Source organism: Streptomyces sp. NPDC091271 (assembly GCF_044757505.1).
In the GTDB taxonomy this organism is placed as follows: domain Bacteria; phylum Actinomycetota; class Actinomycetes; order Streptomycetales; family Streptomycetaceae; genus Streptomyces.
Genome location: NZ_JBIVVD010000004.1, coordinates 384,331 through 409,809, shown reverse-complemented (window position 1 = coordinate 409,809; position 25,479 = coordinate 384,331). Strand labels below are relative to the sequence as shown.

At 69.8% G+C, this 25,479-nt stretch carries 23 protein-coding genes; 6 read left to right on the top strand and 17 right to left on the bottom strand.

The window, feature by feature from the left end; all coding sequences use genetic code 11:
- Positions 1-82: 82 nt before the first annotated feature.
- Complete coding sequence (gndA, locus tag ACIQM3_RS18425; protein WP_401625171.1) at positions 83-1,522, top strand: NADP-dependent phosphogluconate dehydrogenase; 1,440 nt, start codon at positions 83-85, stop codon at positions 1,520-1,522.
- A 232-nt stretch (positions 1,523-1,754) separates the two neighbouring features.
- Here the strand turns inward: gndA and ACIQM3_RS18420 are convergent, their stop codons facing one another.
- Together ACIQM3_RS18420 and ACIQM3_RS18415 are read right to left on the bottom strand one after the other, a co-directional pair.
- Entirely contained in the window at positions 1,755-2,834 is a 1,080-nt protein-coding gene (locus ACIQM3_RS18420; RefSeq protein WP_401625168.1) for an alcohol dehydrogenase catalytic domain-containing protein, read from the bottom strand.
- Positions 2,835-3,105: 271 nt separating this feature from the next.
- The gene (locus tag ACIQM3_RS18415) at positions 3,106-5,598 is read right to left on the bottom strand and encodes an FUSC family protein (RefSeq protein WP_401625165.1); all 2,493 of its coding nucleotides are present in this window, start codon (positions 5,596-5,598) and stop codon (positions 3,106-3,108) included.
- A 91-nt stretch (positions 5,599-5,689) separates the two neighbouring features.
- Between ACIQM3_RS18415 and ACIQM3_RS18410 the strand changes: the two genes are divergently transcribed.
- The gene (locus tag ACIQM3_RS18410) at positions 5,690-6,157 is read left to right on the top strand and encodes a MarR family winged helix-turn-helix transcriptional regulator (RefSeq protein ID WP_401625162.1); all 468 of its coding nucleotides are present in this window, start codon (positions 5,690-5,692) and stop codon (positions 6,155-6,157) included.
- 59 nt (positions 6,158-6,216) lie between these two features.
- Entirely contained in the window at positions 6,217-6,972 is a 756-nt protein-coding gene (locus ACIQM3_RS18405) for an SDR family NAD(P)-dependent oxidoreductase (RefSeq protein ID WP_401625159.1), read from the top strand.
- 537 nt (positions 6,973-7,509) lie between these two features.
- On the opposite strand, the gene ACIQM3_RS18400 is transcribed toward ACIQM3_RS18405, so the two are convergent.
- From ACIQM3_RS18400 to ACIQM3_RS18385, 4 genes are read right to left on the bottom strand one after another with little or no spacing between them, the layout of a single operon-like run.
- The gene (locus tag ACIQM3_RS18400) at positions 7,510-8,643 is read right to left on the bottom strand and encodes an FAD-dependent oxidoreductase (protein WP_401625156.1); all 1,134 of its coding nucleotides are present in this window, start codon (positions 8,641-8,643) and stop codon (positions 7,510-7,512) included.
- Positions 8,640-9,677: a fumarylacetoacetate hydrolase family protein gene (locus ACIQM3_RS18395; RefSeq protein WP_401625154.1), complete on the bottom strand. Its 1,038-nt coding sequence runs from the start codon at positions 9,675-9,677 to the stop codon at positions 8,640-8,642. Before ACIQM3_RS18395 ends, ACIQM3_RS18400 begins: the two co-directional genes overlap by 4 nt.
- Before the next feature lie 26 nt (positions 9,678-9,703).
- Positions 9,704-9,991: a hypothetical protein gene (locus ACIQM3_RS18390; protein WP_401625151.1), complete on the bottom strand. Its 288-nt coding sequence runs from the start codon at positions 9,989-9,991 to the stop codon at positions 9,704-9,706.
- Positions 9,991-10,851, bottom strand: coding sequence for an extradiol ring-cleavage dioxygenase (locus ACIQM3_RS18385; RefSeq protein WP_401626445.1), 861 nt, complete (start codon positions 10,849-10,851; stop codon positions 9,991-9,993). The genes ACIQM3_RS18390 and ACIQM3_RS18385 overlap by 1 nt, the downstream gene beginning before the upstream one ends.
- 239 nt (positions 10,852-11,090) lie before the next feature.
- Here ACIQM3_RS18385 and ACIQM3_RS18380 point away from each other — a divergent pair, with 239 nt between their 5' ends.
- Positions 11,091-11,996, top strand: coding sequence for a LysR family transcriptional regulator (locus ACIQM3_RS18380; RefSeq protein WP_401625148.1), 906 nt, complete (start codon positions 11,091-11,093; stop codon positions 11,994-11,996).
- Positions 11,997-12,173: 177 nt separating this feature from the next.
- Here ACIQM3_RS18380 and ACIQM3_RS18375 read toward each other — a convergent pair whose 3' ends face one another.
- Genes ACIQM3_RS18375 through ACIQM3_RS18360 form a run of 4 tightly spaced genes read right to left on the bottom strand, consistent with a single transcriptional unit; the run spans position 12,174 to position 16,219 of the window.
- On the bottom strand, positions 12,174-12,755 hold the full coding sequence (locus ACIQM3_RS18375; RefSeq protein WP_401625145.1) for an NADPH-dependent FMN reductase: 582 nt from the start codon (positions 12,753-12,755) through the stop codon (positions 12,174-12,176).
- Between the two features lie 5 nt (positions 12,756-12,760).
- Positions 12,761-13,759, bottom strand: coding sequence for an amidohydrolase family protein (locus ACIQM3_RS18370; RefSeq protein ID WP_401625142.1), 999 nt, complete (start codon positions 13,757-13,759; stop codon positions 12,761-12,763).
- 9 nt (positions 13,760-13,768) lie between these two features.
- Complete coding sequence (locus ACIQM3_RS18365) at positions 13,769-14,899, bottom strand: LLM class flavin-dependent oxidoreductase (RefSeq protein ID WP_401625139.1); 1,131 nt, start codon at positions 14,897-14,899, stop codon at positions 13,769-13,771.
- Positions 14,900-14,926: 27 nt separating this feature from the next.
- Positions 14,927-16,219: an MFS transporter gene (locus ACIQM3_RS18360; protein WP_401625136.1), complete on the bottom strand. Its 1,293-nt coding sequence runs from the start codon at positions 16,217-16,219 to the stop codon at positions 14,927-14,929.
- 143 nt (positions 16,220-16,362) lie between these two features.
- On the opposite strand from ACIQM3_RS18360, the gene ACIQM3_RS18355 reads away from it, so the two are divergent.
- On the top strand, positions 16,363-17,274 hold the full coding sequence (locus ACIQM3_RS18355) for a LysR family transcriptional regulator (RefSeq protein ID WP_401625133.1): 912 nt from the start codon (positions 16,363-16,365) through the stop codon (positions 17,272-17,274).
- Between the two features lie 22 nt (positions 17,275-17,296).
- On the opposite strand, the gene ACIQM3_RS18350 is transcribed toward ACIQM3_RS18355, so the two are convergent.
- The 3 genes from ACIQM3_RS18350 to ACIQM3_RS18340 all read right to left on the bottom strand — a co-directional run bounded on the left by ACIQM3_RS18350 (position 17,297) and on the right by ACIQM3_RS18340 (position 20,634).
- Positions 17,297-18,421: an LLM class flavin-dependent oxidoreductase gene (locus ACIQM3_RS18350; protein ID WP_401625130.1), complete on the bottom strand. Its 1,125-nt coding sequence runs from the start codon at positions 18,419-18,421 to the stop codon at positions 17,297-17,299.
- A 105-nt stretch (positions 18,422-18,526) separates the two neighbouring features.
- Positions 18,527-19,702 carry an LLM class flavin-dependent oxidoreductase gene (locus tag ACIQM3_RS18345; RefSeq protein ID WP_401625127.1) on the bottom strand — a complete coding sequence of 392 codons (1,176 nt, stop codon included), beginning with the start codon at positions 19,700-19,702 and terminating at the stop codon, positions 18,527-18,529.
- Positions 19,702-20,634 carry an amidohydrolase family protein gene (locus ACIQM3_RS18340; RefSeq protein ID WP_401625124.1) on the bottom strand — a complete coding sequence of 311 codons (933 nt, stop codon included), beginning with the start codon at positions 20,632-20,634 and terminating at the stop codon, positions 19,702-19,704. Before ACIQM3_RS18340 ends, ACIQM3_RS18345 begins: the two co-directional genes overlap by 1 nt.
- A gap of 146 nt (positions 20,635-20,780) precedes the next feature.
- Between ACIQM3_RS18340 and ACIQM3_RS18335 the strand changes: the two genes are divergently transcribed.
- A complete protein-coding gene (locus tag ACIQM3_RS18335) occupies positions 20,781-21,434 on the top strand; it encodes a helix-turn-helix domain-containing protein (RefSeq protein WP_401625121.1) in 654 nt (217 codons plus the stop codon).
- Between the two features lie 84 nt (positions 21,435-21,518).
- Here the strand turns inward: ACIQM3_RS18335 and ACIQM3_RS18330 are convergent, their stop codons facing one another.
- From ACIQM3_RS18330 to ACIQM3_RS18315, 4 genes are all read right to left on the bottom strand, one after another.
- A complete protein-coding gene (locus tag ACIQM3_RS18330) occupies positions 21,519-22,682 on the bottom strand; it encodes a thiolase (RefSeq protein WP_401625118.1) in 1,164 nt (387 codons plus the stop codon).
- Positions 22,679-23,056 carry a Zn-ribbon domain-containing OB-fold protein gene (locus ACIQM3_RS18325; RefSeq protein ID WP_401625115.1) on the bottom strand — a complete coding sequence of 126 codons (378 nt, stop codon included), beginning with the start codon at positions 23,054-23,056 and terminating at the stop codon, positions 22,679-22,681. Before ACIQM3_RS18325 ends, ACIQM3_RS18330 begins: the two co-directional genes overlap by 4 nt.
- 46 nt (positions 23,057-23,102) lie before the next feature.
- The gene (locus ACIQM3_RS18320; RefSeq protein ID WP_401625112.1) at positions 23,103-24,245 is read right to left on the bottom strand and encodes an acyl-CoA dehydrogenase family protein; all 1,143 of its coding nucleotides are present in this window, start codon (positions 24,243-24,245) and stop codon (positions 23,103-23,105) included.
- A 193-nt stretch (positions 24,246-24,438) separates the two neighbouring features.
- Positions 24,439-25,473: an Lrp/AsnC family transcriptional regulator gene (locus ACIQM3_RS18315; protein ID WP_401625109.1), complete on the bottom strand. Its 1,035-nt coding sequence runs from the start codon at positions 25,471-25,473 to the stop codon at positions 24,439-24,441.
- Positions 25,474-25,479 lie beyond the last annotated feature (6 nt).

The following is a 25,479-nucleotide window of genomic DNA, read 5'->3' as shown; positions in this document are numbered from 1 at the left end:
CTCGTAAGCTCGGTAACCCGTTCCATCCTGGCGGTCGGCCGAATTGCCGAACACCACGAGACCGGAAGCAGGCATAGCCACAATGAGCAGCACAGCGCAGATCGGTGTCACAGGACTTGCCGTCATGGGACGCAACCTGGCCCGGAATTTCGCACGCAACGGATACACCGTCGCCCTGCACAACCGCACGGCCGCCCGCACCCACGAACTCGTCGAACAGTTCGGCGCCGAGGGTGATTTCATCGCGGCCGAGAGTGCCGAGGACTTCGTGGCAGCCCTGGAAAGGCCACGACGCCTGGTCGTCATGGTGAAGGCCGGAGAGCCCACGGACGCTGTCATCGCGGAGTTCGCGCCTCTCCTGGAACCCGGCGATGTGATCATCGACGGAGGCAACGCGCACTTCGAAGACACGCGCCGCCGGGAGCGCGAGTTGCGCGAGCAGGGCATCCACTTCGTCGGCACCGGCATCTCCGGCGGCGAGGAGGGCGCGCTCAACGGACCGAGCATCATGCCGGGCGGCAGCCAGGAGTCGTACGACTCGCTCGGGCCGATGCTGGAAAAGATCTCGGCGAAGGCCAAGGACGGCACGCCGTGCGTCACGCACATCGGCCCCGACGGCGCCGGACACTTCGTGAAGATGGTGCACAACGGCATCGAGTACGCGGACATGCAGCTCATCGCCGAGGCGTACCACCTGCTCCGCGACGTGGCCGGGTACTCCCCCGCGCAGATCGCGGACGTCTTCCGCACCTGGAACACCGGGCGCCTGGACTCCTACCTGATCGAGATCACCGCAGAAGTGCTCTCGCACGTCGATACGGCGACCGGTAAGCCCTTCGTGGACGTCGTGCTCGACCAGGCGGAGCAGAAGGGCACCGGCCGCTGGACCGTGCAGATCGCCCTCGACCTGGGCGTTCCCGTCTCCGGCATCGCCGAGGCCGTCTTCGCCCGCTCCGTCTCCGGCCACGCCGACCTCCGCGACGCCTCACGCGACCTCGCCGGACCGACCGCCCGCAACCTCGGCAAGGACGAGGCGGCGGCCTTCGCCGACCAGGTCGAACAGGCCCTGTACGCCTCGAAGATCGTCGCCTACACCCAGGGCTTCCACGAGATCTCCGCCGGCAGCGAGCAGTACGACTGGAACATCGACCTCGGCAAGGTCGCCGCGATCTGGCGCGGCGGATGCATCATCCGTGCCGCGTTCCTCGACCGCATCACCAGCGCCTACGAGGCCCAGCCCCACATGGCGAGCCTCCTCGCCGACAAGAGCTTCGCGGAGGAGATCGCCGCTGCCCAGGACGACTGGCGCGCCGTGATCGCCACCGCCGTCACCCAGGGCGTCCCCACCCCGGCCTTCGCCGCCACCCTCGCCTACTACGACTCACTGCGCGCCGAACGCCTCCCCGCCGCCCTCACCCAAGGCCAGCGCGACTACTTCGGCGCGCACACCTACCACCGCACCGACCGCGAGGGCACGTTCCACACCCTCTGGGGCGGCGACAAGACCGAAGTCGAAAGCTGACCCACCCGATGAAAGCCGACGCCGGAGCGGAATCGCCTCAGAGGCGATCGGGAGGCTGAAGCGATCAGAGCAGACGGACGGGGCCACGCTCCCGTCCATCTCACCGCGACACAAGGACGGGGCGCCCGAACCCGTGCCAGCTCGGCTCACCCCCCCGGCCCGCAGACAGCGAACGGGGGGTGAGCCTTTCCTGGAACCGGCGCACGTACTCGGGGTCCTCGGGCCGGGCGGATCAGACTTCGGTGCCGGTGGGGCTCGGGGCGACAGTCAGGACGGCGCGGCCTCGGATCCGCCCCGCTTCCAGTTCTTCGAGGGCCTTGAGGGCCTGGTCGAAGGGGAAGCGCCGCACCTGGGGCCGGATCTTGCCGGCGTGGGCGAGGGCGACGATGTCGGCGAGTTCGCCGATCGTTCCGCTGTAGGGGCGGGTGACGGAGACCTCCCAGGGGAGGTCGGTCACGCCGGAGCCGGCTGTGAAGCGGTAGACGCCGTTCGAGAGGCCGATGAAGCGGATCGCTCCGCCGGGGGCGACCAGACCGGCGGCCAGGGCCATGGTGCTGTCGCGACCGACGAAGTCGAACACCACCTCGGCACCGTAACCGCCGGTCAGAGCCAGCACGTCGGTGACGACCGTGGACGAGTCGGAGCGCAGCGTGGCGTCGACCTCGTCGCGTACGGCGGTGAGGGCGTCGTCGTTGACGTCGAGCGCGATCACCTGTGCGCTGGTAAGGGCGCGCAGGATCTGGGCGGCCATCTGGCCGAGTCCGCCGGCTCCGATGATGACCGCGGTGGAGCCGGGGACCAGCAGGTCCTTGACGGCGTGGACGGAGTGGTAGGGGACCAGCGCGGCGTCTGCGAGGGGCGCGGCGAGAGCCGGGTCGAGATCGCCGATGGGGACCAGGGCCCAGGCGGGTACGGCGACATACTCGGCCATCCCCCCGTCCCGGCTCACTCCGGGGGTGGGTGGAGAGATGAAACGGCCACCGGTCCGTCGGCACATGTTGTGCCGTCCGGCCAGGCACATCCGGCAGGTGCCGCATCCCCAGCAGGGATAGACGACTGCGGCGTCTCCCGGCTCCCAGCCGGTCACGGCGGCCCCCGCCGAGGCCACCTCACCGGCGATCTCGTGCCCGAGGACGGTGCCGCGGGGTACCGCTTCTTCCTCCAGGTGGCGGAAGTGCACATCGGTCTGGCACACACCCGCGGCGCGGACTTTCAACAGCACCTCGGACGGGCCGATCTCGGGGACGGGTACCTCGGTCAGCTCGACCTTGGCGGGTTCCAGCAACTGGACGGCCTTCATGGGTTTCCTCACTCTCTCGTTCTCCTTTCGCCGGAACTCGCTCCCGGTCTCCACGGTGTTCAGCGCCCGGCTGCCCGGACACCGTGCTCCGCCGGAGGCGCCCGAGGACAGGTCCTGCCGGACGACTGGACGCGGCAACCGGGCTGAGTACCCGCCGCCACCGTGGCGCGCGCCCAAGACCGGTCGCGGCGGCGCCGTTCCCGGCCGGGACCGCCGGTGCCGGTTCGGGTGGCCGGGTGGGCACCGTCGACACGGTCGACCCGCCGGGAGCGAGCGGTCGGCGTCATCGCGGATCGTCGACGACGTGCTGACCGGGCCCCGTGTCGTCGCCGGCCGGGTCGAGGACGAAGTCGGCCGTGCCGGGCCGTTCGTGGTCGAGCAGGGCCCAGGTCGCGAGCGGTTCGTGCGCCGGGGCGGACACCGTGATCATGTGGACGCCGGGTGTGTGCGAGCGCAGGCGGTAGAGGCCGTCGGTACCCCCACGGGTGCGCGCCGCGAGTGCCCCGCTGCCGGGGTCCGTGGCGATGACCGTCGCCCCGTCGATGGGTGCGCCGGTGCGGGCCCGTACGTATCCCGACAGCACTGCCCCGTCAGGCCGATCACTGTCCGGGAGGCTGGGGAGCGGGGAACCCGCCGGGAGCGCCGCGTGGAGCAGTTCGGCGATCTGGTGGAGATGGTGCGTCACGGGATTCGGCTCGCCCTTGAGCGGATGCGCGTTCTCGGGACCGCGAGCAGTACGCGGCTCGGCGAGACTGTGCGCGAGGTGCGCGAGGTAACGGATTGCGGCGCCCTCCTGCGAAAAGGCATTCGGCGCTTGGAACAGGGACACCGTCAGCCCGCGCAGCCGGGAGGCGAGTGCGGCATGCCCCTCCAGCCCCGCACGGATCCGCTCCCGGTTCGTCGGCGTCCACGACAGCTGCGCCAGCGGCCGGGCCGCCGCGGTGAGCTGTCGGGCGTGCTCGTCCGCGATGCGCGACCGCATCCCGAGCCGGGCCTCGTCGTGCCACTCCCCGGTCGCCACCGAGGTCTCGATGTCGTCGAGCAGCTGGCCGACGGACCGCAGATACCTCCGGCGTGCGACGTCCGCGATGTCCCGGGCGCTGACGGGCAGGACCAGGGCGGCGACGGCGATCGCGACTGCGGCGCCCAGCGCTGTCTCGGTGATGCGGGTGACCAGCATTCCTGTCTCGTACTGGTGCATGTTCGCGTACAGCTGGAACACGCAGACGGTGATGAAGAAGGCCATGTACGAGTAGGAGAGGTTCACCAGAAAGTGCCCCAGCAGGCAACTGACCAGAGCCACGACGATCACTGCCGCCGTATCGCCGTGGATCAGGTGGTTGACGGGTACCGCCGCGACGACACCGGCCAGCGTGCCCACGACCCGGTCCCGGCCCTTGACCGCGAGTTCCTCCCGGGTCGCCGGGCCCAGGAACACGATGAACACGGCAATCAGCGACCAGTAGCTCTGCGCCGGGGAAACGAGCCTGCCGAGCGGGACCGTGAGGGCCATGGCGACCGTGGTCTGCACGGCCTGCCGCATGGGCAGGCTCAGCGGCTTCCGGCCGAGGCAGCCCAGCAGGCCGGCTCCGCGTGGCCGGATCGCGGCCGCCGGCCCGGCGGCTCCGGGCAGCGCGCCACTCGCGGCCACGGCCACCACCGGCGTGAACCGGGCAGCCTCGGCCGCTTCCCGCAGGGCCCCTGTTCCATCGGCTCGCGCGGCTTCCGCGTCGGCCAACGCGATGACCGCCGTCGACAGTCTCCGTAGGTCACCACAGGTGTCCTCGTGTGTGTCCGGATGCTGCGACAGCAGGTCCAGGAGGCGCAGTGCACCGCGCCGGGCTCCGCGGTGATCCGACTGTGCGAGGCGGCGCAGCGTCTCCACCGCGGCACGGACGCCGGGGTCGTCGGGGGACGCTTTCCTGCCTGCGACGGTCAGGGACAGCACCGAGGCCACGATGGTGTCGATGGCCGACTGGCTGCCGATCAGACGGTGGCGGGCCAGAACGGCCGATTCGTTCGCGTCGGCCCCCGGATCGGCGAGCCACCCCTCGACGACGAGCGCGGTGTGGGCCAGACGCCCGTGCCGTGACGCCAGCCCGTCGCGTCGGCGCGCACCCGGTTCGTCCAACAACCGCTCGGCGCGGCGGAACACCGCCGCGGCCTGTGCGTGCCAGGCACGCAGCACATGGCGCAACGACGCACGAGGCCGGTGCCGGAAGAGCACCAGCGCCAGTGCACCGGCGCACACCCCGGAGACCGCTTCCGCCGACAGCAGGAACGGCAGGTCCGACAGCGGTGGCGCGAAGATGGTGGCGATGTAGAACCCGGCCCATCCCATCAGTCCCAGCACGCTGAATGCCGGCCCGAACCGGCGGACGGCCACCGCCGGGAAGGTCGCCACCACCAGAGCGCAGTCGAGCTGCCAGCCGCTGCCGAACGCGGCATGTGCGAGAACCCCCGCCGAAAGGCCCGCACCGGCCGCCACCGGCTGTGTCAGCCCGAAACGCAGCCGCGCCGCCGCAGACCTCTGCAGGACCAGGGCGGACCCCTGCATCGCGGCGACCGCACCGAGCAGCATGGCCGTCTGCGCGCTCCGCCCGGGGAAGGCCAGGCGCACGTACGCGAACTCGACCGCGAGCGCGACGCCCATGCTCACCGTGGCCGCCCAGGCCACACGCCACCGGGCGAGGCCCGGGTCCATGGCCGCCAGCCGTTTGGCGAGACGCGCGGCCCACCCGGCCGCAGCACCCGACGTCGCGTTCGTGGAACTCACCGCGAGCGCCCCTTCCAATAGATGCATCATACCTGTATTTAGATGTACGATACCTGTAAATGACAGGATGTCGAAGGCGCGAGGGAACACCGTGATCAGTGAACGAATCGACCAGGCGGGCTGGGATCCGATGGATGTGGTCGAGTTCCAGACCGCGATGCTGGTACGCAACCTGGAGCTGATCCGGCGGCGCGCGGACTTCTACCTGGAGGTCGACCGGGCCGGGTACCTCTTGCTGCGCGCGCTCGACGTGCTCGGCCCCACGGATATCGCGACCCTGGCGGCCGAGCTCGGACTGGACGCGTCGACGGCCGCCCGCCAAGTGGCGGCCATGGCGAAGGCGGGATTCGCCACCCGTGCGACCGATCCCGACGACCGCCGCCGCACCGTCGTGACACCGACCGCTGAGGGGCGGGACGCGATGGAGGCGGTCCGCCGACGACGCCGTATCGGCACCGCGGAGATGCTGGCCGACTGGTCCGAGGACGACCGCCACGCGATCGCCGGGATGTTCGCCCGCTACAACCAGGCCATCACCGACCGGTACCTGTCACCGTGAGCCCGCCGGGATCACCGACGGCATCGGTCCGATACGCAACAAGCAAAAGGGAATTGGAGATGACCATGCAACTCGCAGGCAAGAAGATCATCGTGACCGGCGCCGCACAGGGGATGGGCGCCTCGACGGTACGGGCCTACGCCGCCGAAGGCGCCGAGGTCGCCGCGGTGGACGTCAAGGACGACCTGGGCCGACGGGTCGCGGAGGAGGCCACGCTCCAAGGGCCGGGGAAGGTGACGTACCACCATGCGAACGTCACCGACCGCGCCGAGGTCGACGCGGCCTTCTCCGCCGCGGTCGTTGATCTGGGCGGTCTCGACGTGCTGGTCAACATCGCGGGCGTGCAGCGTGCCCGCCCTGCCGCAGAGTTCACCGATGAGGACCTGGATTTCGTCCTCGGGATCAACCTGCGCGGCACGATCTTGACCAATCAGGCGGCCTACCGGACGATGCGCGAGGCGGGATCGGGCGTTGTGCTCAACTTCGGCTCCGACGCCGGCCTGACGGCCATGCCGGGGCTGGGCGCCTACGCGGCTTCCAAGGGAGGCGTCATGGCCTGGACGCGGACCATCGCCGGCGAATGGGGGCCCGAGGGCATCCGGGCCAACTCGGTGGTGCCCGCCGTTCAGACCCCGATGACCGCCAATGGCGCCCAGGAACGCGGAGACATCTACTCCAGCATCCCCCTCGGCGGCCGACTCGGCGACCCCGAGCGCGACTTCGCGCCGGTCATGGTCTTCCTCGCCAGTGACGGAGCCCGCTTCATCACCGGCCAGATCATCTCCGTCAACGGAGGGCTCGGCATGGTCCGCTGACCATGCCGACAGCGGGTCTCCGCGCCAGGAAGTACGTCAACAGGACTGTGGAAGAACCCGGTCGGGCCGGGGTGCGTGGCGCGGTGTGAGGACCTGTAGGTCGCGTGTCTGGCCGCGTGCGAAGTACGGAGCCCCGTCGCAGCCGAGAGGCCGGGTCGGTAATGCACGCAGAACTCCCGGGCCGTGACCCGGACGATCGTGAGCTGTCCCGGCGGCTGACGGGCCGTAGAGCGAGCCGGTGGCGGCGCTCGGACGGGGCCGCCTCGTCACGCCGCGAACGGCAGGCACCCCTGTACGACAATCCCTCGCTCAGCCTGCCTACTGGTTCTGGTGCGGCGCCGATCCAGGGGACAGGGTCCAGATCCGGCCCCAGCCAGGCCTGGGCCCCTGTCCGGCTCGTCCCGCTCGTCTTCATCCGGGAGCTACACCTGCCACCGCACCGACCGCAGAGGCACCTTCCACACCCTCTGGGGTGGCGACAAAACCGAAACCGAAAGCTGAACGGACACCTTCCTCGGCGCAGTGCCGGGGAGCATGTCAGTAGGGCGCTGACAGCGCCCCCAAAGCCTCCCCCCGGACCTTGCCCATGGCGCGTGGCCCCGCGTGTTCGCGTTCCATACGCATGAGTTCCACGCTGGTCTCCACCACGTTGCGGACGCGGTCGGCACGCCGGGCCGCGAACCGGTCCAGCGCTTCGGCAACGGTGGCGGCGCGCGCGATCTCCTGGCCGAGAACGGCGGCGTCCTCCAGAGCCATGCCGCCGCCGGACGACAGGTGGGCCGTCGTGGCGTGGGCGGCGTCGCCGATCAAGGTCACCCGCCCGCGGTGCCAGGGCTGCGGCACGAGGATCCACTCGTAGGGGCGGGCCAGCACGATCGCGTCGTCCGTGAGCCGTTCGGCGATCTCACGGACGAAGGGAGCCTTGTACTGCGCCAGTCGGCCGCGCAGCAGCGCACGCGCCTCCTCGTCCCCGACGTGGGTGCGGGGGTGGTCGCAACCGGTGGAGACGTAGACGGTCCGTGGCGGCAGAAGACCGAAGATCACCGTGCCCTGGGGGCCGTGGTAGAAGCCGGGGCGGCTGTCACTCACGTCGGGTACCAGCCATCGCAGACTCATGTGACCCGTGTACTGGGGTTCGAGATCCTCATGGATCTGTCCTCGGGTCCAGGATCCGACGCCGTCGGCACCCACCACCAACCCGTACACGCCCTCGGAGCCGTCGGTGAAGGTGACGTTCACATGGGCCGGGTGCCGTTCCAGCGCGGTGACGGTCGTCCGGGTACGCAGCCGGGCTCCCGCCCGCAGCGCGTGGGTGCGCAGGATGTCGGCGAGTTCCGCGCGGTGGATGACGACCGCGCCGGGTCTGCCGGTCCCGCCCGGCGGCGGGGGCATGGGCGGGACGGGCAGCGGGGTGCCCTCGGCGTCGTACATGCGGTCGAAGACGGTGCCGTGCAGAACGTTGCCGCGGGCCGCGCAGTCCTCAAGCAGTCCGAGTTCGTCCAGCGCGTCGACGGCGCGGCCGGTGAGGCCGATGGATGCCCCTTCGGGCCGGTCATCGCGTTCGACGACGTCGACCGCGGCGCCGGCGGCACGCAGGGCGACGGCCGCGGCGAGTCCGGCGATCCCGCCGCCGATGATGAGGATGTCGTCGACCGCAGGGCGGACGTTCATGCGCGGACCTCGTTCTTCCATGCGCCGTAGACGGGCTCGCGGTCGGCGTGCTCGTTCCGGCAGCGGTTGCGCTGGCGGCCCAGCCCGGTGATCTCGCTGTCGATGATGTCGCCGTCGGTCAGAAATCGGCCGTGGTGCATACCGTTCCCGGGCGGGGAGCCGGCGATGAGGATGTCTCCCGGCATCAGCCGCACGCGCTCGCTGGCGTACGCGACCAGCCGGGGGAAGTCGAAGACCATGTCGTTGGCGGGCCAGTTCTGCATCACCTCGCCGTTGAGCCGCAGCCGGATGCGGACCTGGTCGACGTCGACGAACGGCGCGGGGACGATGAACGGGCCGGCGGGCTTGAAGCCCGGCTGGTGCTTGGCGATCCAGTCGTAGCCCCACGGGATGTCGGTGCGACGGAACAGGTCGACCGTGCCGAGGTCGTTGACCATCAGGTAGCCGGCGATCAGGCCGGCGGCTGCGGAGGGCGTCGCGTTGCGCGCGCCCCCGGAGAGGACGACGCCGATCTCCAGCTCCCAGTCGTGCTGTACGCCGACGCCGGGCAGCACGATGTCGTCGTCCGCTCCCGCCAGCGAGGAATGGAGACCGGTCCAGAGGAAGGGTGTGCCGTCGTCCGCCCGCTTCTCCATCATCGCGTAGTTGCGCCGGTAGAAGTCCTCGTCGCTCTCACCCGGGAGCCGGTTGTGCTGGTTGAAGGCGTTCTTGGTGAGCATCTCGGCTACGTGCTGTTTGTAATTGGCTCCGGCACACAGCAGGTTGGGCCGGGCCAGCGGCGGCAGGGCCCGGATGTCCTCGATCCGGTGGGTGGGCTCCTCCCCGGAGGCGAGTCGCGTCAGCTCACCGAAGGCTCGCTCCCAGTCGTCGAACACCGCGTGGGTGTCCGCGAATCTGGCGGAGATGTCGATGACCGAGCCGTCGGGGTGCACGAGAGCGGGGAAGGCCAGGGCGGAATCGGTGAAGGTACCGATTCCGAACGTGCCGGGCAGAAGACCGGTCCTGGGGTGAGGCTGCGGGTACGGGTGGTTCAAGGGTGTCTCCTTCGTCCCGGAGGTGGTCAGGTGGTGTAGTCCCCGGTGGTGAGTCCTCGAAGTTTCGCCACGTAGTCCAAGACGAAAGGCATGCTGAAACCACCCGCCAGGCGCAGAGCGAAGTTGTAGACGAGGAAGGGGTGCGCGCCGCCGACGGTGAGAGACCGGACATCCCTGGCGACGAGCGCGTCGCGTTCGCCGTCGAGAAGGTCGCGGCCCGCGAGAAAGCCCGCAGGGTCGGCCGTGAACGCCGCGGCGGCGTCGGGGTCGCGGTAGACGTCCCAGAGCACTTTGTCGGTCTCGTACCGGGACATCAGCCCGCCTTCGCCATGAGGTCGCTCTCGCTCCAGCGCAGGAATCCGGCGGGAGGCTGGGTGGGTCCGGAGATCAGCCGGGACCAGGTGGCACGGGCGTCGCCGACGAGGCCGAGCGAGAAGACGTAGTCCAGGAATCCCGGCGTACCGTTGCCCTCCTTGCTCAGCCGTTCGAAGGTGGCACCGGCGACGAGTTCCGCGATGTCGCCGGTGTGCAGGGTCTCCCATGTGGCCGTGTCCCACGGCGTGAGGGGCTCACGCACGAAGTCCGTCATCCGAGGCCCTCCGATGGCGTTCGACATGTGTCCGCTGGTGACCACGGCGACCCTGCTGTCCTCGTCGAACGACTCGATGAGCTCACGCACGGCCTGCCCGAGCTGGAAGAAGCGGCTGCCGGGCGCCACCGGCGGGGCCATGACGTTGGTGAACACCGGCACCACAGGCACGTCCTGTTCGGGGCGGAGCAGACCGAGCGGGACGACGAAGCCGTGATCGAGTGTGAACTCGTCGGAGTACGCGAGGTCGAAGTGCCCGTCCAGCCCCCGGTCGAGGAGGTGCCGGGCGAGCGCCCCGTCGACCCGGGTGTCGTACGGCTCCAGTCCGAACAGTTCCCGCTCGTGCGCGAACGGCCCCTGTGCCCGCGGCGCCTTGCCGATCAGGAACTGGGGCATCTGGTGCATGAACCACTGGTTCAGGTGGTCTCCGGCCACCATGACGATGACGTCGGGCCGAGCCGCGTCCAGTCGGCCCCGCAGATGCGCGAAGGCGTCGCGTGTCTCGGCCGCCGCGACCGGAAGTTCGGCTCCCGACCGCAACGCGGCGGGGATCGTCGGGTCGTGCGGCACACACATGACTTCCACCAACCGGGCCACCTCATCCCCCGCTTCCGGTTGCTGAGGCCGAGCTGAGTCGTCCGGACATCGCGGTCTGCTCCTGTCGTCGTCGGCGCCTCGGAGAGCGGCACTCCACCTCGGCCGGCGCGCGGCCGGCACGCGTGGCCGATGCCCTCTTGCGTCCAGTCCACTGTGGCGGTCGACGAAATATCAGGGAAGATGATGCTGCTTATAGTCGATATAACCAACTCGGATATGGGGGCGGCATGCCGCGCGAAGTCGACTACAACCTCCTTCGGGCTCTCCAGGCGCTGCTGGAGGAGCGCAGTGTGACGCGGGCGGCCGAACGTCTGCGGGTGAGCCAGCCCGCCGCGAGCGCCGCGCTCGCCAAGCTCCGTCGGCACTTCGCCGACGACCTCCTCGTCCGGTCCGGCAACGGTTACGAGCGGACTCCGCTGGCTGCTCGGCTGCTGGAGCGTGCCGCGCGCGCTGTCGGCTCCGCGGACCATGTCTTCTCGCTTCAGCCCGACTTCGACGCAGCCACGTCCGAGCGCGCTTTCACGCTGATGCTGTCCGACTACTCCATCGCGGTACTCGGCGGTCCGCTGTCACACCTGCTCGCCGCTCAGGCTCCCCGGGTGCGGCTCCACCTTCGGCAGGTGACCGCCGAGGCGGTCGACTCGGCCTCGGAGGCCCTCGGCCGGATCGACGCCTTCCTGCTGCCGCACGGTTTCCTGACTTCGCTCCCCTACGAGGACCTTCTCCAGGACGAGTGGGCATGCCTGGTCTCCACCGACAATCAGGTCGTGGGCGACGAACTGACCCGGCACGACCTGGGTGCGCTTCCGTGGGTGTCCGTCTTCCATCGCCCCACGGCCTTCACCACCGCGATCCGCGAGCTGCGCATGCACGGGATCGAGCCGGACGTCCAACTCGTCACGGAGAGCTACAGCACTCTCCCGGCGCTGATCGCGGGGACGAACCGCATCACGCTCATCCAGCGCCGCCTGACCGCGGGGCTCGACCTGGCCGAGAATTTCCGGGTGCTCCCCTGCCCCGTACCGCTGGCCTCGCTGAATCTCGCGATGTGGTGGCACCCGACCCACACGGCCGACGCCGGCCACCAGTGGCTGCGCGCCCTCGTCGGAGCCGCGGCGGAACGCAGCGGCTGAGGGCCGACCGGTGTCCCGTGGGGTGCATCGTGGGGCGCGTGGCCGACGAGGTGAGGGTGTGAAACGGGTGCGGTGCCGGTTCGAGGCGCACCGGTCGAACGGACCACGCCGCCGGAAGGCAGTCGAGACGGAGGCCTTCCGGCAGTGCGGTCAGGGGCCCTTGCGTTCGTATGAGGGCTACCCGGCCGGTACGCGGCGCCGCAGGCCTATCAGCTCGCTGAAGTCGGCGACCTCGTTCGCCAGTTCGGTGAGGCGGGCGGCGGTCGCCCGGTCGGTGCAGTCGCCGTCCGGGGTGAAGAGCGGGGTGCCGCCGGTGTTGAGGGTGACGCCGAGCGGGGTGGGCCAACCGCGCATGGCGTGGACGACGGAGCGCAGCGAGGTGAGAGTGGTTCCGCATGCCTGCCAGCCGGCCGCCGTGACGACGCATCCGACAGGACGGCCCTGGAAGTAGGGGCGGGGGTCGTCCCGCAGGTCTTCGAGGAGATCGAGGGCGTTCTTGACGAGGGCCGAGATTCCGCCGTGGTAACCGGGCGTGCCGATGATGATGCCGTCGGCCCGGCGGACCATGTCCACGAAACCGAGCTGGGCCTCGGTGCGTGCCGGCTGCTCGGGCCGGTAGTGGGGCAGGGAGGCGAGGAACGAGCCGTCGAAGTGCCTCGTGTCCGCGCCGTGTGCGGCGGCGGCACGCAGCGTGGTGACGATGGCCAGTTCGCTGGAGGAATGGGGGCGGGTGGTTCCGCCGATTCCGACGATGAGCATGTGGATCACACGTCCTGGGAGGAGGTGAGAGCCAGCATGCGGGCGGCGTTGTGGTCCAGGACGGCTTCCTTCTCGGCTGCGGTGAGGTCGGGTGACTCCTTGATCATCCGGACGGACTCGGTGAGCGAGGCGAAGATCGCGTCGCTGCCGAGCAGCATGCGGTCGGCACCGACCGTGTTCCTGGTCAGGCGCAGGGCCTCGGGGATGTCCTGGACCGAGGTGTCGTACCAGAAATTCCGCAGCAGGCCCATCGGGTCGTCGGGGTCGAGCGGCAGCTTCTTGATCCAGTCGAAGAAGCCGCCGCCGACGGCGGCTGTGGCACTCATTTCGATGCCACGCCGCAGGTTGCGTTCGTAGCGGTGCCACAGGTAGGGCAAAGTGCCGCCGCACAGGGCGAAGACGAAGCGGAGACCGGGGTGCCGGGTGGAGAGTCCGGACAGCGCGATGCGCAGGGGCGCCAGGGCGACCTGTGTGGGGCTGCCGAGGGCGAACTGGAGCCCGAAGGCGTCGAGCCCGGGGTGACAGACGGAGTCGGAGCCGACGGGGTGGACGTAGACGACGGCGTCGCGTTCCGCGAGGTGGGTCCAGAAGGGCTCGTGGTCGCGGTGGTCCAAGGGGCGTCCGCCGACGATGCAGGGCAGGGCCACACCGGCGAAGCCGAGCTCGTCGAAGATGCGGTCGGTCTCGGCGACGGCCCGGTCGACATGGTGGAGCGGGACCGAGCCGAAGGCGTTGAACCGGCCGGGGTGTTTGTCGATGACCTCGGCGTAGACGTCGTTGATGTGACGGGCCGCCGCGGTCGCTCCCTCCGGGTCGGCGACCTCGGTGTTCAGGCCGACCGCCGACAGGATCTGCAGGTCGACCTCCGCCTCGTCCATTTCGGCGAGGCGAGTGGTGAAGTCGTCGCTCTGCCGGCCGGCGGACACCAGATCGGTCCGGCCGAGGGAGACCAGGAGGTCGAGGTAGGAGGCGGGCCAGTAATGGGCGTGGACGTCGATGCGCACGCGGTCTCCTCAGAGGGTGGGGTCGGCCAGCTGGTGTTCCGCCGCGATCTGCGCGGGGCGGAGCGGCGGGAAGAGTTCGTTGTCGATGTCAGGCAGGACGTGCTTGGCGAACAGGTCGAAGGAACGGTTGGCCAGTTCGGGCTGGTACGGGCCCACCAGGAAGCGGACGTTGAGGTGGCGGACGCCGAGCCGGTCGTAGGCGCGAATCCGGTCGGTCACCTGTTCCGGTGTGCCGGCCAGGATCCAGGACGCCACCCACCGGGTGTGGGCGGGGAAAGGGTCCCGCTCCCACGCCTCGGGAGGTACCGACGCCAGTTCACGCAGAGGGCGCGGGTCGGCCTTGCGGTCGAGCATCGGGACGCGGCCGGCCATCGCTTCGGCCATGTCCCAGGCTTCGTCCTCACTGGATCCGACGAAGATGTGCCGGGTGACCAGCGACTTGCGGGTGACGTCGTCGATGACGGCGGCGTCGTGGCCGCTCCTCTCCAGTTCCGCGCGGTGTTGGGCCAGGAGTTCGGCGGCCTCCGAGGGAGGGCAGGGGCCGAGGAACACGGGGAAGCCGCGCCGGGCGGCGTCCAGCACCTTGGCGGGGGTGTTGGTGCCGATGGCGAGCTGCGCCCCGTCGCGCCGGTAGGAGACGGGCATGATGCGTCCGGTCAGCGAACCATGGTCCCAGTCGGTGTCCATGACGATCGGGGGTCTGCCGGCGCACTGCCGCTGCGCACGCCGCAGCAGGTCCAGCTTGCTCGCGAAGATCTCGTCGCGACGCCTGGGGTCCAGTCCGAAGTTCTCGAAGTCGGGCGAGAACCCGACCCGGCCGGCGGACATCCCCAGCAGGAACCGGCCGCGCAGCAGCAGGTCGACGAGGTTGGAGTCCTCCGCCAGTCGCAGCGGGTGGTGGAGGACCAGTGGAACGATGGTGGTGCCGAAGTACGTCTCCCCCAGGTGCGGGGCGAGGCGTGCGGCCATCAGCAGGGGGTTGCTGTAGGGCTCGTAGCCGTTGAAGTGCTGCTCACCGAAGGTGACCATGGCGAAGCCCTGGTCGGCGCAGCGGATCGACTGTTCTACGCACAGGTCGATCAAAGGGCGGTCCTGCTCGGGCGAGTAGGCCATCGGGCCCATGAAGACAGAGATGTGCACGGTGTTTCCTCGGGTGGGTGACTCGGGTCAGCGGACGCCGCGGATGGGTGCGATGCACACGGCGCTGAGAACGGCGAAGAGGGCTCCGACGGCGAAGAGCATCAGGTAGTTGCTCCCGGGCTCGCTCGACAGGGTCCCGAAGCCGATGGTGAGGAAGACGGGAGCCATGGCCGGGGCGAGCGACTGGGGCAGGAGGTTGGCCACGTTGATCACCCCGAGGTCCTTCGCGGCATCCCGCTCGCGGTCCGGGAGGACGTCGGTGACCAGGGCCATGTCGACGGCGAAATAGATGCCCTGGCCGAGGCCGATGAGCACCATGCCGGCGAAGTAGACCGGGAGTGCGGTGGCCAGGGCGAGTACGAGCAGTCCCGCGGCGGCGACCCCCGCGGCGGCGATCACGAAGACCTTGCGGCGGCCTGTGCGGTCGGACAGCGGACCGAACACCGCGCTTCCCGCCACGACCACCACTGTCTGCACCATCACTCCCAGCGGGATGATCCTGGTGGCATGCCCCTCGACCAGACCGAGTTGATCGGTGAGGTAGAAGAGCTGGTAGTTCAGGACCGCCGAGATCGCCATGAAGATCGCGAATCGGCTGAGCCAGGCCCAGGCGAAGTCGGGATGACGACGAGGGCTGAAGGTGAAGCTGCGCATCAGGTCGCCCCAGTTCAGCGGCGTCCGTTCAGCAGCTGGCAGGACCCGGTCCCTCAGCGTCAGGCACATCACGGTCACGGCCACGACCATCACGGAGCCGGGCACGAGAACGGCAGCGGCGGTCGACACCTCGCTGAGCGCCCCGCCGACGGTGGCACCCGCTGTGGCGGCCAGCGCCTGGGCGACACCGAGCAGCCCCGACACCCGGCCCCGGGCCCCCTGAGGCACATGGTCGGGCATCAACGCCATCAAGGCAGCCAGGACGGCGTTGCACCCGATCTGCGCCAGCGACCAGCCGATCAGCAGCATCGGGACGCCGCCCGCCACGGCGACGAGGAGGAGGCCGGCGAAACCGAGGAGGGCACCGGCCAGCAGGATGGGGCGCCGCATGCCCAGGCGCCACGTACAGCGGTCCGACAGCCGGCCGGCCACCGGGTTGGCGAGGAGACCGAAGACCGCGCCGACTCCGAGCACCAGGGAGAGGGTGCCGCTCTTGCTGTCCGGAGCGATCTCCTCCGCCCGGATCTGAAGTATCAGCATGACGGGCGTCAGAAAGCCCAGCCACAGCCCGAAGTAGCCGAACCCGAAGGAGAGGACGAAGCGTGCGCCCAGGCGTGGTGTGTCCCCCGGCGGCCCTGGCTTGCGTATGACGGGTGAAGCGGTCACGGCGGCTCTCCTATGACCAGGAATGGGGTGAAGTCCGGGCTCTCGACGGCCCGTTGGTGGTACCTTCCCGCGACGTCACGTCATCGGGAATACCGAATTTCCGATTGCCGCTATCGCCTTGGTCTATATCCGGTGGAGCTCTCATGGATCTGCGGAGCATCGATCTCAACCTCCTTGTCGCTCTGGACGCTCTGCTCAAAGAGCGCGGGGTGAGCCGTGCCGCTCAGCGCCTGGCGCTGAGCCAGCCGACCCTGTCGGCGTCACTGGCCCGGTTGCGACGGCACTTCAACGACGAACTGCTGCACCGGGTCGGCAATCAGTACGTGCTCACGCCGCTGGCCGAACGCCTCGCCGCGATGACAGGGGACACGCTGAACGGCGCCGAGCGGATCTTCACGAGCCAGGCTTCCTTCGACCCCGCCACCTCACAGCGACTCTTCACCCTGCTCACCACGGACTACGGGCTCGCCGAAGCAGCGTCGGCCGTGTGCTCGGCCATCGAACGCGAAGGACCGCGCATGAGGGTGCGTCTGCGCCACATCACACCGGAGTTCGCCGAACGGGGAGCGGAGGGCCTGCGCAGCGTGGACGGCCTGCTGATGCCCCACGGTTACCTCCCCGACCTGCCGCACCTGGACCTCTATCAGGACCGCTGGGTGTGCGTCGTCTCCGCGGACAACGCCCAGGTCGGCGACGAGCTGACCATGCACGACCTCGTTACGCTCCCGTGGGTGGACGCGTTCGGAGGGCCGGGCGGAAGCACCCCGGCCGCCCGCCAACTGCGGTTGCTCGGAGTCGAACCCACCGTGATGGTCTTCGCCGACAGCTTCCTCGGCGTACCGTTCCTCGTCGCCGGCACCAACCGGGCGGCCCTGCTGCAGGAGCGTGTCGCCCGGCGCATCGCGGACCGTCCCGACCTGCGCACGCTCGAGTGTCCCTTCGACGCCGTCCCGCTGACGGAGGCGTTCTGGTGGCACCCGGTCTACACGCACGATCTGGAACACGTCTGGTTGCGGGGCCTCCTGACGGAGATGTTCCCGCAGCCCGCTCAGTAGGGCCGCCGACGATGCACACGCTTCACCCCTGCCCCTCACCGGGCGCGGTCATGGTGTCGACGCCCACCCGCGGCATGGCCTCGTCGGTGAACAGGCGGAACGAGCGGCGGAAGACGTCGGGATCGTCGAGGGGGCCGAAGATGAAGCGCAGGTGTACGTGCGGCAGCCCGGCGTCCCGGTAAGCGGCCAGCTCGGCGGCGACCGTCTCCGGGCTGCCGATGACCATCGTGCGCCGCAGATAGGCCCCCTGGCTCTCCGGTGCCCCCATCGCGGGGGCGAACTCGCCGGGGTCCGCCTCGTAGATCTTCCGCAGCGGCCAGCCGTCCTGACCGGGATCGCGACGGACCCACGGCGCGATGACCATGGGGCCGGTGAGCAGGTGCTCCGCCACCTTCCACGCTTCGTCGTCGGTCTCGCCGACGAGGACGAGCTTGGTGTGGACGAGCCAGCCCAGGTTCTCCTCGATCAGGGCGGCCGGGTGTCCGGCCTCCTGCATGCTCGTACGGTAGAGCGTGGCGAGGCGGGCGGCGCCGACGGGATCGAACGGCCCGAGGTGGACCTTCTGCCCCCGCCGTCCCGCCTCGGCGATCTTCGCCGGAGTGTTCGTACCGATGGCGTACAGGGGGTGCGGCCGACGGTACGAGGCCGGCATCATGCGGCCCTCCATGACGCCGTGCTCGTCGTCGGTGGCGAACTCCAGCGGCCCGTCCGACGCCCGGTGCGCCCACGCTCTCAGCATCACCTCCAGCTTCTGGTCGAACAGCCTGGCGCGCTGCGCCGGCGCCAGGTCGTGCTTGTGCCATGCCTTGCCCTCCCGGGGCCGCCCGCTCGACATACCGAGGATGAAACGGCCGCCGGTGAGCTGGTCCAGCAGGTTGGCCCGTTCCGCCACGAACAACGGGTGGTGCAGTACCAGGGGGATGACGCTGGTCCCCAGGTAGGCCCGGCGCAGGCGGCCCGCCAGGAAGGCGGCCATGGTCAGGCCGTCGGCATAGGGTTCGTAGTTGTTGAAGTGCTGTTCGCCGACGTAGACGGCGGTGAAGCCTGCCGCGTCGGCCGCGATCGCCTGCTCGATACCGAGGGTGATGGCCCGCCGGTCCTCGTGCGGGCCGCGCACGCCGGGGCCGAGGAACAGGGAGAAGTACATGGCGCTCCGATCAGCTGGCCGGGCGTGCGGCTGCGTGTGGGCGCCGAACGCCCGCAGGTGGTGTGTCGGCGGGGCGCCGTCGCGCCGCCGCCCGTAGCGGGAAACTCACTGGAACAGCTCCGCCAGCCCTGAGTGCCCGGCGCCGGTGCCGAGGTGCTCGGGACGGATCCGCTCGGGCGCCGGCCCCGGGATCTGCCGGGCGTCGACCAACGGCATGACCTTCTCGGCGAAGAGGTTGAAGCCGCGCCAGGCCTCGGCCGCGTCGAAATCGCCGTACACGAAACGGGCGTTGATGCCCTCGATGCCCGCGTCGGCGTACTCCAGCAGCTGGCGGGCCACGGTCTCCGGGCTGCCGACGATGGCCGACGCCTGTATCCACTCGGGCGCGGTGAAGGTGCTGTTGGCGATGTCGACGGGCCCGTCGACGGTGTCGTCCCACAGTTCCTTCATGGAGCGGGTGTCCTCCAGCGTGCGCCGGGTGGCGACGGAGTAGGTGAAGTTCATGAAGCCCCGCAGCTGCCGCTCCGCGATCTCCCACGCCTCCTCATCCGTGTCGGCGATGACGATCGCCTTCGTCACGCTGGACAGGGCGAGGCATTGCGTGTGCACGTCGTCCGGGTGCCCTGCGGCGTCGAGCGCGGCCCGGTAGACCGCCGTCTTGCGGGCGGCCTCGGCCAGGTTGTAGCGCCCCAGTGCGACCGGCCATCCCTGCGTGCCCGCGTGCGAGATGGTGGCGTCGGTATTGGTGGCGAACCCGATGACCGGGTGTTCCTTGCGGTACCCGACCGGCATGATCCGTAGCGCGAGGACGCCCTCCTCGAGGTCCGTCCGCCACGCCAGCGGCTTGTCTCCGGGCTCCTTGGCCCATGCCCGCAGGGCTACGTCGATGCGTTGCAGCGCCACGTCCTTGCTGTAGGAGGCGGGGACTCCCCACTGCGACGCGATGAAGGGGAGATGGCCGGTGGAGAGGCCGATGAAGCACTTGCCCCGGGTGAGCAGATCGATGAGGTTGGCCTGCTCGGCCAGCGCGATCGGGTTGTGGTAGGCGAGATTCACCACGGTGGTGCCGAACCACGCTCGTTCGAGGTGCCGGGCCACCTGCGCGCCCATCATGAACGGCGAGCTGTAGGGCTCGTAACCGGTGAAGTGCTGCTCACCGACGTTGACCAGGGCGAAGCCGGCCTTGTCGGCGGCGAGCGCCATGTCGTAACAGAAGTCGATCAGCGGCAGGTCGTCCGCCGGGCCGCGGCCGGTGGGACCGAGAAAACAACCGATGTACATCAGTGCGCCTTCCCTTCCAGGAGGTCCGCTCCCCGAGCGAGCACCGCGTCCGCCTCGGGCGGGGACAGGCGGCTCCGGAGTTCGTCTGTGACCCGCGTGGCGGTGCCCCACGGGCTGTCCGACCCGAACACGAGCCGGTCGATCGCGTCGGCCCGCCGGGCGGCCAGCGTCAGCACGGGGTCGATCGACGAGGTGTCGAACCACAGGCTGTCCAAGGCCGACAGCACCTCGGACGCCTCGAAGCGATCGCCGTGCTGCGCCCCACGCTCGAGGCTCTCGGCGAGTTTCGCCCGGGCCACGAGCAGGTTCCCGCCCATGCCTCCGATCAGCAGCCGAACGCGAGGGAACCGCGTCATGACCCCGGCGAGCGCGAGCCTGGTGACGGCGATCGCCTCCTCGGCCGGTGACCCGAACACCGGGCCGAGCAGCATCGGATACTCCGCCACGCCCACCCCGAGGTTGTTCGCGACGCCCGGATGGAGGTGGACCACGGCAGAACGGGCATCCAACTCCGCCCAGAACGGGTCGAACCGCGGCTCGTCGAGCGGGACACCGTCGGCCGAGCAGCCCAGGCCGATCCCGGCGAACAGCAGATCGTCGAGGCAGCGGATCGCTTCGGCGACCGCGTCGTCCGTGTGCGGCAGCGGCACGGCGCCGAAGGCGCGGAGCCGGCCGCCGTGGTCGGCGACGGTGCGGGCGTACAGATCGTTGGCGAACCGCGCCCCGTCGACGGCGGCCCCACGATCGGGCCAGTACGGCTGCACCGCGCCGAGGCCCAGCACCTGCTGGTCCACACCCGCGCGGTCGAGGTCCGCGATGCGCCGGGACTGGTCCTCGGAGTGCCTGAGCGGGTACGGCCTGCCTGACAGCTCGGTGAAGCGTTCACCCAGCACGGCAGGCAGGTGATGTGCGTGCACATCGACGGTGACCACGTGTCTCCTCCACGGTCGGGGAAAACAAGACTGGACCGGTCTAGTTTGGTCTGTCAAGATGTATCCACGACCACCGCCGAGTCGGCACCGAGACGTTCACCCGCCCCGCACGCCGCACCGTCGACGCACCCCTGAGGAGCCATCACATGGCTGACGCACTCCGCGCACCACAGCAGGACCGGAGCCGCGACAAGCTGGAACGCATCTACGAGGTGAGTGTGGAGCTGCTCGTCGAAGGCGGCTGGGACGCCGTCACCGTCGGGAGCGTCGAGCGCCGCTCCGGTGTCAGCCGCGGGGCGTTCTACCTTCGCTTCCCCAACCGCGAAGCGCTGCTCGACTACACCCGGAAACGCCTCATCGCCACGGTGGGCAAGGATCAGGACGCGGCTTTCGAACGAGCCCGGACCGCAGGGGCCGAGACCCTCGACGTCGCGGTGGTCGCCGCTGTGGAGGCCATCGCCCACGTCTTCCGGCGGCACGGCCCGGCCCTGCTGCGCCTGGACCGCCAGGACGCGGAGCGCGAGGCCGAGAAGAGTGCGGGCGCCAAGGCGATGAACCGGCTCAGCCAGGAGTTCCGCTCCGTCCTGGAACCCCTCACCGGGACGGATCAGGCGTGGCGAACGCATCTGGAGTTCGCGACGGAGATCGTCTTCTCGATGCTCGTGCTCAGGTCCCGCCCCCGCGTCACGTTCTCCGAACACACCCGACGTGACTGGGACACGTTCATCCACGACGTGTCGGACGCCGTCACCGACTACCTCGGCGCCCGCATCCCGCCGGCGGCCCGGGGAGAGGCCTGACCACGCGCGGGAGAACGGGAGCCGTGCTGACGAAGACGTGCTCCGGGGCGTGGATCAGCGCCTCCCCCTAGGGGGCCGTGCCGGTCACCCAAGGGCCTCCGCGGTGCCGAGAAGAGCGGTGGCCTGGCTGGAGAGGACCCCGCCGTTCCCGTTGACGAGCGCGACGCGGGCGTGCGGCTGCTGTCGCGCCCCGCCCTCCCCTCGTAGCTGCCTGACCGCTTCGATGATGAGGAAGATGCCGTACATGCCGGGATGGCAGTAGGACAGACCACCCCCGTTGGTGTTGACGGGGAGTTCACCACCGGGCGCTATGCGTCCCCCGGATACGAAGGACCCGCCTTCGCCCTTCTCGCAGAACCCGAGGTCCTCCAGAAAGAGAAGCGTGTTGATGGTGAAGGCGTCGTACAGCTGCACCACGTCGACGTCGGACGGCTTGAGTCCGGCCATCCCGTACGCCCGCCGCCCCGAGTCCACCGCCGCGGTCGTCGTGAGATCGGGCATCTGGGACATGGAGCGATGCCAGGTGGCCTCGCCCCCACCGAGGAAGTACGCGGGCGCGGCCTTGAGATCACGCGCACGCTCCGCGCTGGTCATGATCACGGCTCCGCCGCCGTCCGTGACGAGGCAGCAGTCCTTGGACGTCAGCGGATAGCTGATCATCTGTGAGGACAGGACGTCCTCGACGGTGAGCCGGCCGCGTCCGTAGGTGAACGCCATCGGGTTGAGCTGCGCCCAGTCGCGGGCGGCCACGGCGATCTCGGCGAGTTGTTCGCGTGTGGTCCCGTACTCGTACATGTGGCGGGACGCGGCCAGTGCGTACATCGACACGGGGTACCGCGGCCTGTAGGCCTCCTCCCAGGGCAGGAGTTTCGTCGGCGAGACGAGGCGCCCGCCGTCGGAACGCTGTGTGGAGCCGTAGGCGATGAGTGCGGTGGTGCACAGGCCGGCCTCGATCGCCATCGCGGCGTGCAGCAGGTGCGCCACGAAGGAACTGCCCCCGACATTGGTGGAGTCGGCGTAGACGGGACGGATCCCGAGGTACTCGGCGACGTCCAGGGTAGGGAACGGCAGGTACGACGACGCACAGAAGAAGCCGTCGATGTCGGACTTCTTCAGGCCCGCGTCCTCGATCGCGCGGGCGGTCGCCTGTCCCATGAGGTCGAAGTGGGTCAGTCCCGGAGCCACTTGTCCGAGGTCGGACTCCGCGACGCCGACGACTGCGGCCTTCCCACGAAGATCCGCGCTCATGACCGCACCTCCAGCGGGCGGAAGACCGCGAGGGCCTCGCCGTCCTCACCGGTGACGACGTCGAGCCGTACGGGTGAGCCGATGGCCACGTCCTCGGGGGGTACTCCCTCGATCCGGCTCATCATGCGAAATCCCTCGTCGAGGTCGACGAGCGCGACGTTGTACGGGTCGGTTCCGCGCTTGTGCAGCACCGTCGACGCGTAGACGACTCCCCGCCCCGAACTCGTGCGCCAGGAGAGAGCGTCGTCGGCTCCGCAGTGGGGGCACAGGACACGCGGGTAGAACACCGCCCGGTCGCAGGCCGCGCAGTGCTGGAAGCGGAGTTCGCCGGCGGCCAGGCCCTCGGCGTACCCGGTGGCGGGTGCCGCGTTCATGAGCGGCCACCGTGGCGGACGAGGGCTATTCCAGTCATGGCCATGGTTACTTGGCCCCCTTCAGCAGAGCGCGCCCGATGATCAGCTTCTGGATCTCGCTGGTGCCCTCGTAGATACGGAACAGCCGGGCGTCGCGGAAGCATCGTTCGACCACGGTGCCGCGCATGTAGCCCATGCCACCGTGGATCTGTACGCCCAGATCGGCGGCACGGGAGACCATCTCGGAGCAGTAGAGCTTGACCGCGGAGGGCCCGATCCTGCGGTCCTCGCCCGAGTCGTACCGGCGCGCAGCCTCCAGGACCGCGGCCCGCCCGGTGTAGGCGCCGGTCTGGATCTCGGCCAGCATCGCCTGCACGAGCTGGAAGTCGCCGAGGGGACGGCCGCCCTGCTTGCCGGCGGCGGCGTACGCCACGGACTCCTCCAGAATCCGCTCGGCCATGCCCACGCACATGGCCGCGATGTGGACCCGGCCACGGACGAGCGACTTCATCGCCTCACCGAAGCCGGCGCCCTCCTCCGCGCCGATGAGTGCGTCCTTGCCGACCCGTACGCCGTCGAGGAAGACCTCGGCCGTCCAGGCGCCGGCCTGGCCCGTCTTGTGGTCCTTGGGGCCGATCGAGACTCCGGGACGGTCCGCCTCGACGAGGAAGACGGAGATACCCTTGGTGCCGTACGATTCCTCGCCCGTGCGGGCGAAGACGACGAACAGGTCGGCGAGCGGCGCGTTCGTGATGAAGCGCTTGGCGCCGGAGATGACGTAGTCGTCGCCGTCACGGACCGCGCGGGTGGTCAGGCCGGACGGGTCCGATCCCGCCTCCGCCTCGGTGAGCGCGAACGAGGCGACCGCACCGGCGGCGAGCTTCGGAAGCCAGTGGTCGCGCTGGTCCCGGGTGCCGGCGCTGACGAGGACCTTGCCGGCGATGCCGTTGTTCGTACCGAACATCGACCTGAAAGCCGGTGTCGTGTACCCGAACTCGAAGGCGAGCTGCACGTCCTCGGTGAGGTTCAGCCCGAGGCCGCCATGCTCCTCGGGAAGGGTGTATCCGAACAGGCCCATGTCGACGGCCTTGCGCCGGATGTCCTGCGGGATCGCGTCGGTCTCCTCGATCTCGTCCTCGCGCGGCACGACGTCCTCGCGCACGAGGCGGCGAACCGCTTCCCTGACGGCTGTGAAGTCGGCGGGGTCCATGTCCGTTGTCCCTTCTGGGGTGCGGGGCGGTGACGGGGGCGGCACGAGGCCGTCCCCTGCCCGCAGCGGGCCCACTTGTAACTTACCTAGTTATCTATGTCTACAGGACCGGGGAACGCCGCGCTACTTCGTGTACCGAAGTGGAGTCGGAGGGACGAAGAGAGACGTGCCCTGCCGATTGAAGGCCCGGGCCTCAACGCGCTTCAGCCGAGTCCGCCCAGATGTCGACCGGAACGAAGCCTCTGGCTCTTCCCTGTTCGTTCAGCAGCCGCCCCACGTGCTTGGTCCTGCGCAGGCAGACGGAGCGGTCGGCGATCCGCAGGTGCGGCAGGGCACTCGCGAGGCGTACCTCCAGCAGGTGTACGTCCACGAGTGACGCGACCCAGGCGGTGGCCAGCAGGTTATGCGGGCCTGCTACGCCGACGCACAGGCGGATCTCCGGAAAGCGGGCGATGGCGCGGGCTGTCGAGTTCAGGTGCTCGGATGCCACCGAGGCGAAGAACGTCACGCAGACGGGTGAGCCGGACAGCTGCGGGGCGAGGTCGCAACGCAGGACGAGGCTGCCGGAGTCGACCAACCGCTTCAGCCTGCGCGAAGCCGTGTTGACGCTCACGTCGAGACAGGCGGCAAGGTCTGTCAGCGATGCGCGGCCGTCCTCCCCCAGGGCGAGCATCAGCGCCCGGTGGTTTCCGGAGGGAGTGCCTCCCTGGTCACGGGTCGAGCGTCGAGAGCCGGTGAGGGCCTTCTTCTGCGCGGGGGTCAGGCTGGGCAGCCGCCACGCGCTGCCTTCGGCGTAGGCACCTCCCGTGACGAGGTGCACGCGGGTCGAGGTGATCCCGGGCAGGACACCTACGCGGTCGAGGACGAAGCTGGTCAGCGACGTGTAGTCCCTGGCGATCGCGGTGACGAGCAGGTCGCGCCCGCCCGCGGTGAGTTCGACCGTGGCCGCCATGGGCTCCTGAGCCAGCGCTTCGGCGACGGCGCGGCCCTGGCCAGGTGCGCAGTCCACCTCGATCAGCGCGCCGCTGCCGAATTCGTCGTAGGGATAGGCCGTCACCCAGGCATAGCCGCCGGCTCGCAGACGCTCCCAGCGCCGGGCAGCCGTGGCCGCGTCGACGCCGAGAGCGCCGGCGATCTCGGTCCAGGGGGCGCGAGGACTGATCTGGAGCGCGTTGACCAGAGCAAGGTCCAACTCGTCGAGCGGGGAGAGCGGAGCCGCGTCACGCACGACCGC

Coding starts and splice junctions, on each gene's coding strand:
- gndA (WP_401625171.1), top strand. CDS start 83: ATGAGCAGCACAGCGCAGATCGGTGTCACAGGACTTGCCGTCATGGGA.
- ACIQM3_RS18405 (WP_401625159.1), top strand. CDS start 6,217: ATGACCATGCAACTCGCAGGCAAGAAGATCATCGTGACCGGCGCCGCA.
- ACIQM3_RS18400 (WP_401625156.1), bottom strand. CDS start 8,643: ATGAACGTCCGCCCTGCGGTCGACGACATCCTCATCATCGGCGGCGGG.
- ACIQM3_RS18390 (WP_401625151.1), bottom strand. CDS start 9,991: ATGTCCCGGTACGAGACCGACAAAGTGCTCTGGGACGTCTACCGCGAC.
- ACIQM3_RS18380 (WP_401625148.1), top strand. CDS start 11,091: ATGCCGCGCGAAGTCGACTACAACCTCCTTCGGGCTCTCCAGGCGCTG.
- ACIQM3_RS18375 (WP_401625145.1), bottom strand. CDS start 12,755: ATGCTCATCGTCGGAATCGGCGGAACCACCCGCCCCCATTCCTCCAGC.
- ACIQM3_RS18355 (WP_401625133.1), top strand. CDS start 16,363: ATGGATCTGCGGAGCATCGATCTCAACCTCCTTGTCGCTCTGGACGCT.
- ACIQM3_RS18350 (WP_401625130.1), bottom strand. CDS start 18,421: ATGTACTTCTCCCTGTTCCTCGGCCCCGGCGTGCGCGGCCCGCACGAG.
- ACIQM3_RS18345 (WP_401625127.1), bottom strand. CDS start 19,702: ATGTACATCGGTTGTTTTCTCGGTCCCACCGGCCGCGGCCCGGCGGAC.
- ACIQM3_RS18335 (WP_401625121.1), top strand. CDS start 20,781: ATGGCTGACGCACTCCGCGCACCACAGCAGGACCGGAGCCGCGACAAG.
- ACIQM3_RS18330 (WP_401625118.1), bottom strand. CDS start 22,682: ATGAGCGCGGATCTTCGTGGGAAGGCCGCAGTCGTCGGCGTCGCGGAG.
- ACIQM3_RS18325 (WP_401625115.1), bottom strand. CDS start 23,056: ATGAACGCGGCACCCGCCACCGGGTACGCCGAGGGCCTGGCCGCCGGC.
- ACIQM3_RS18320 (WP_401625112.1), bottom strand. CDS start 24,245: ATGGACCCCGCCGACTTCACAGCCGTCAGGGAAGCGGTTCGCCGCCTC.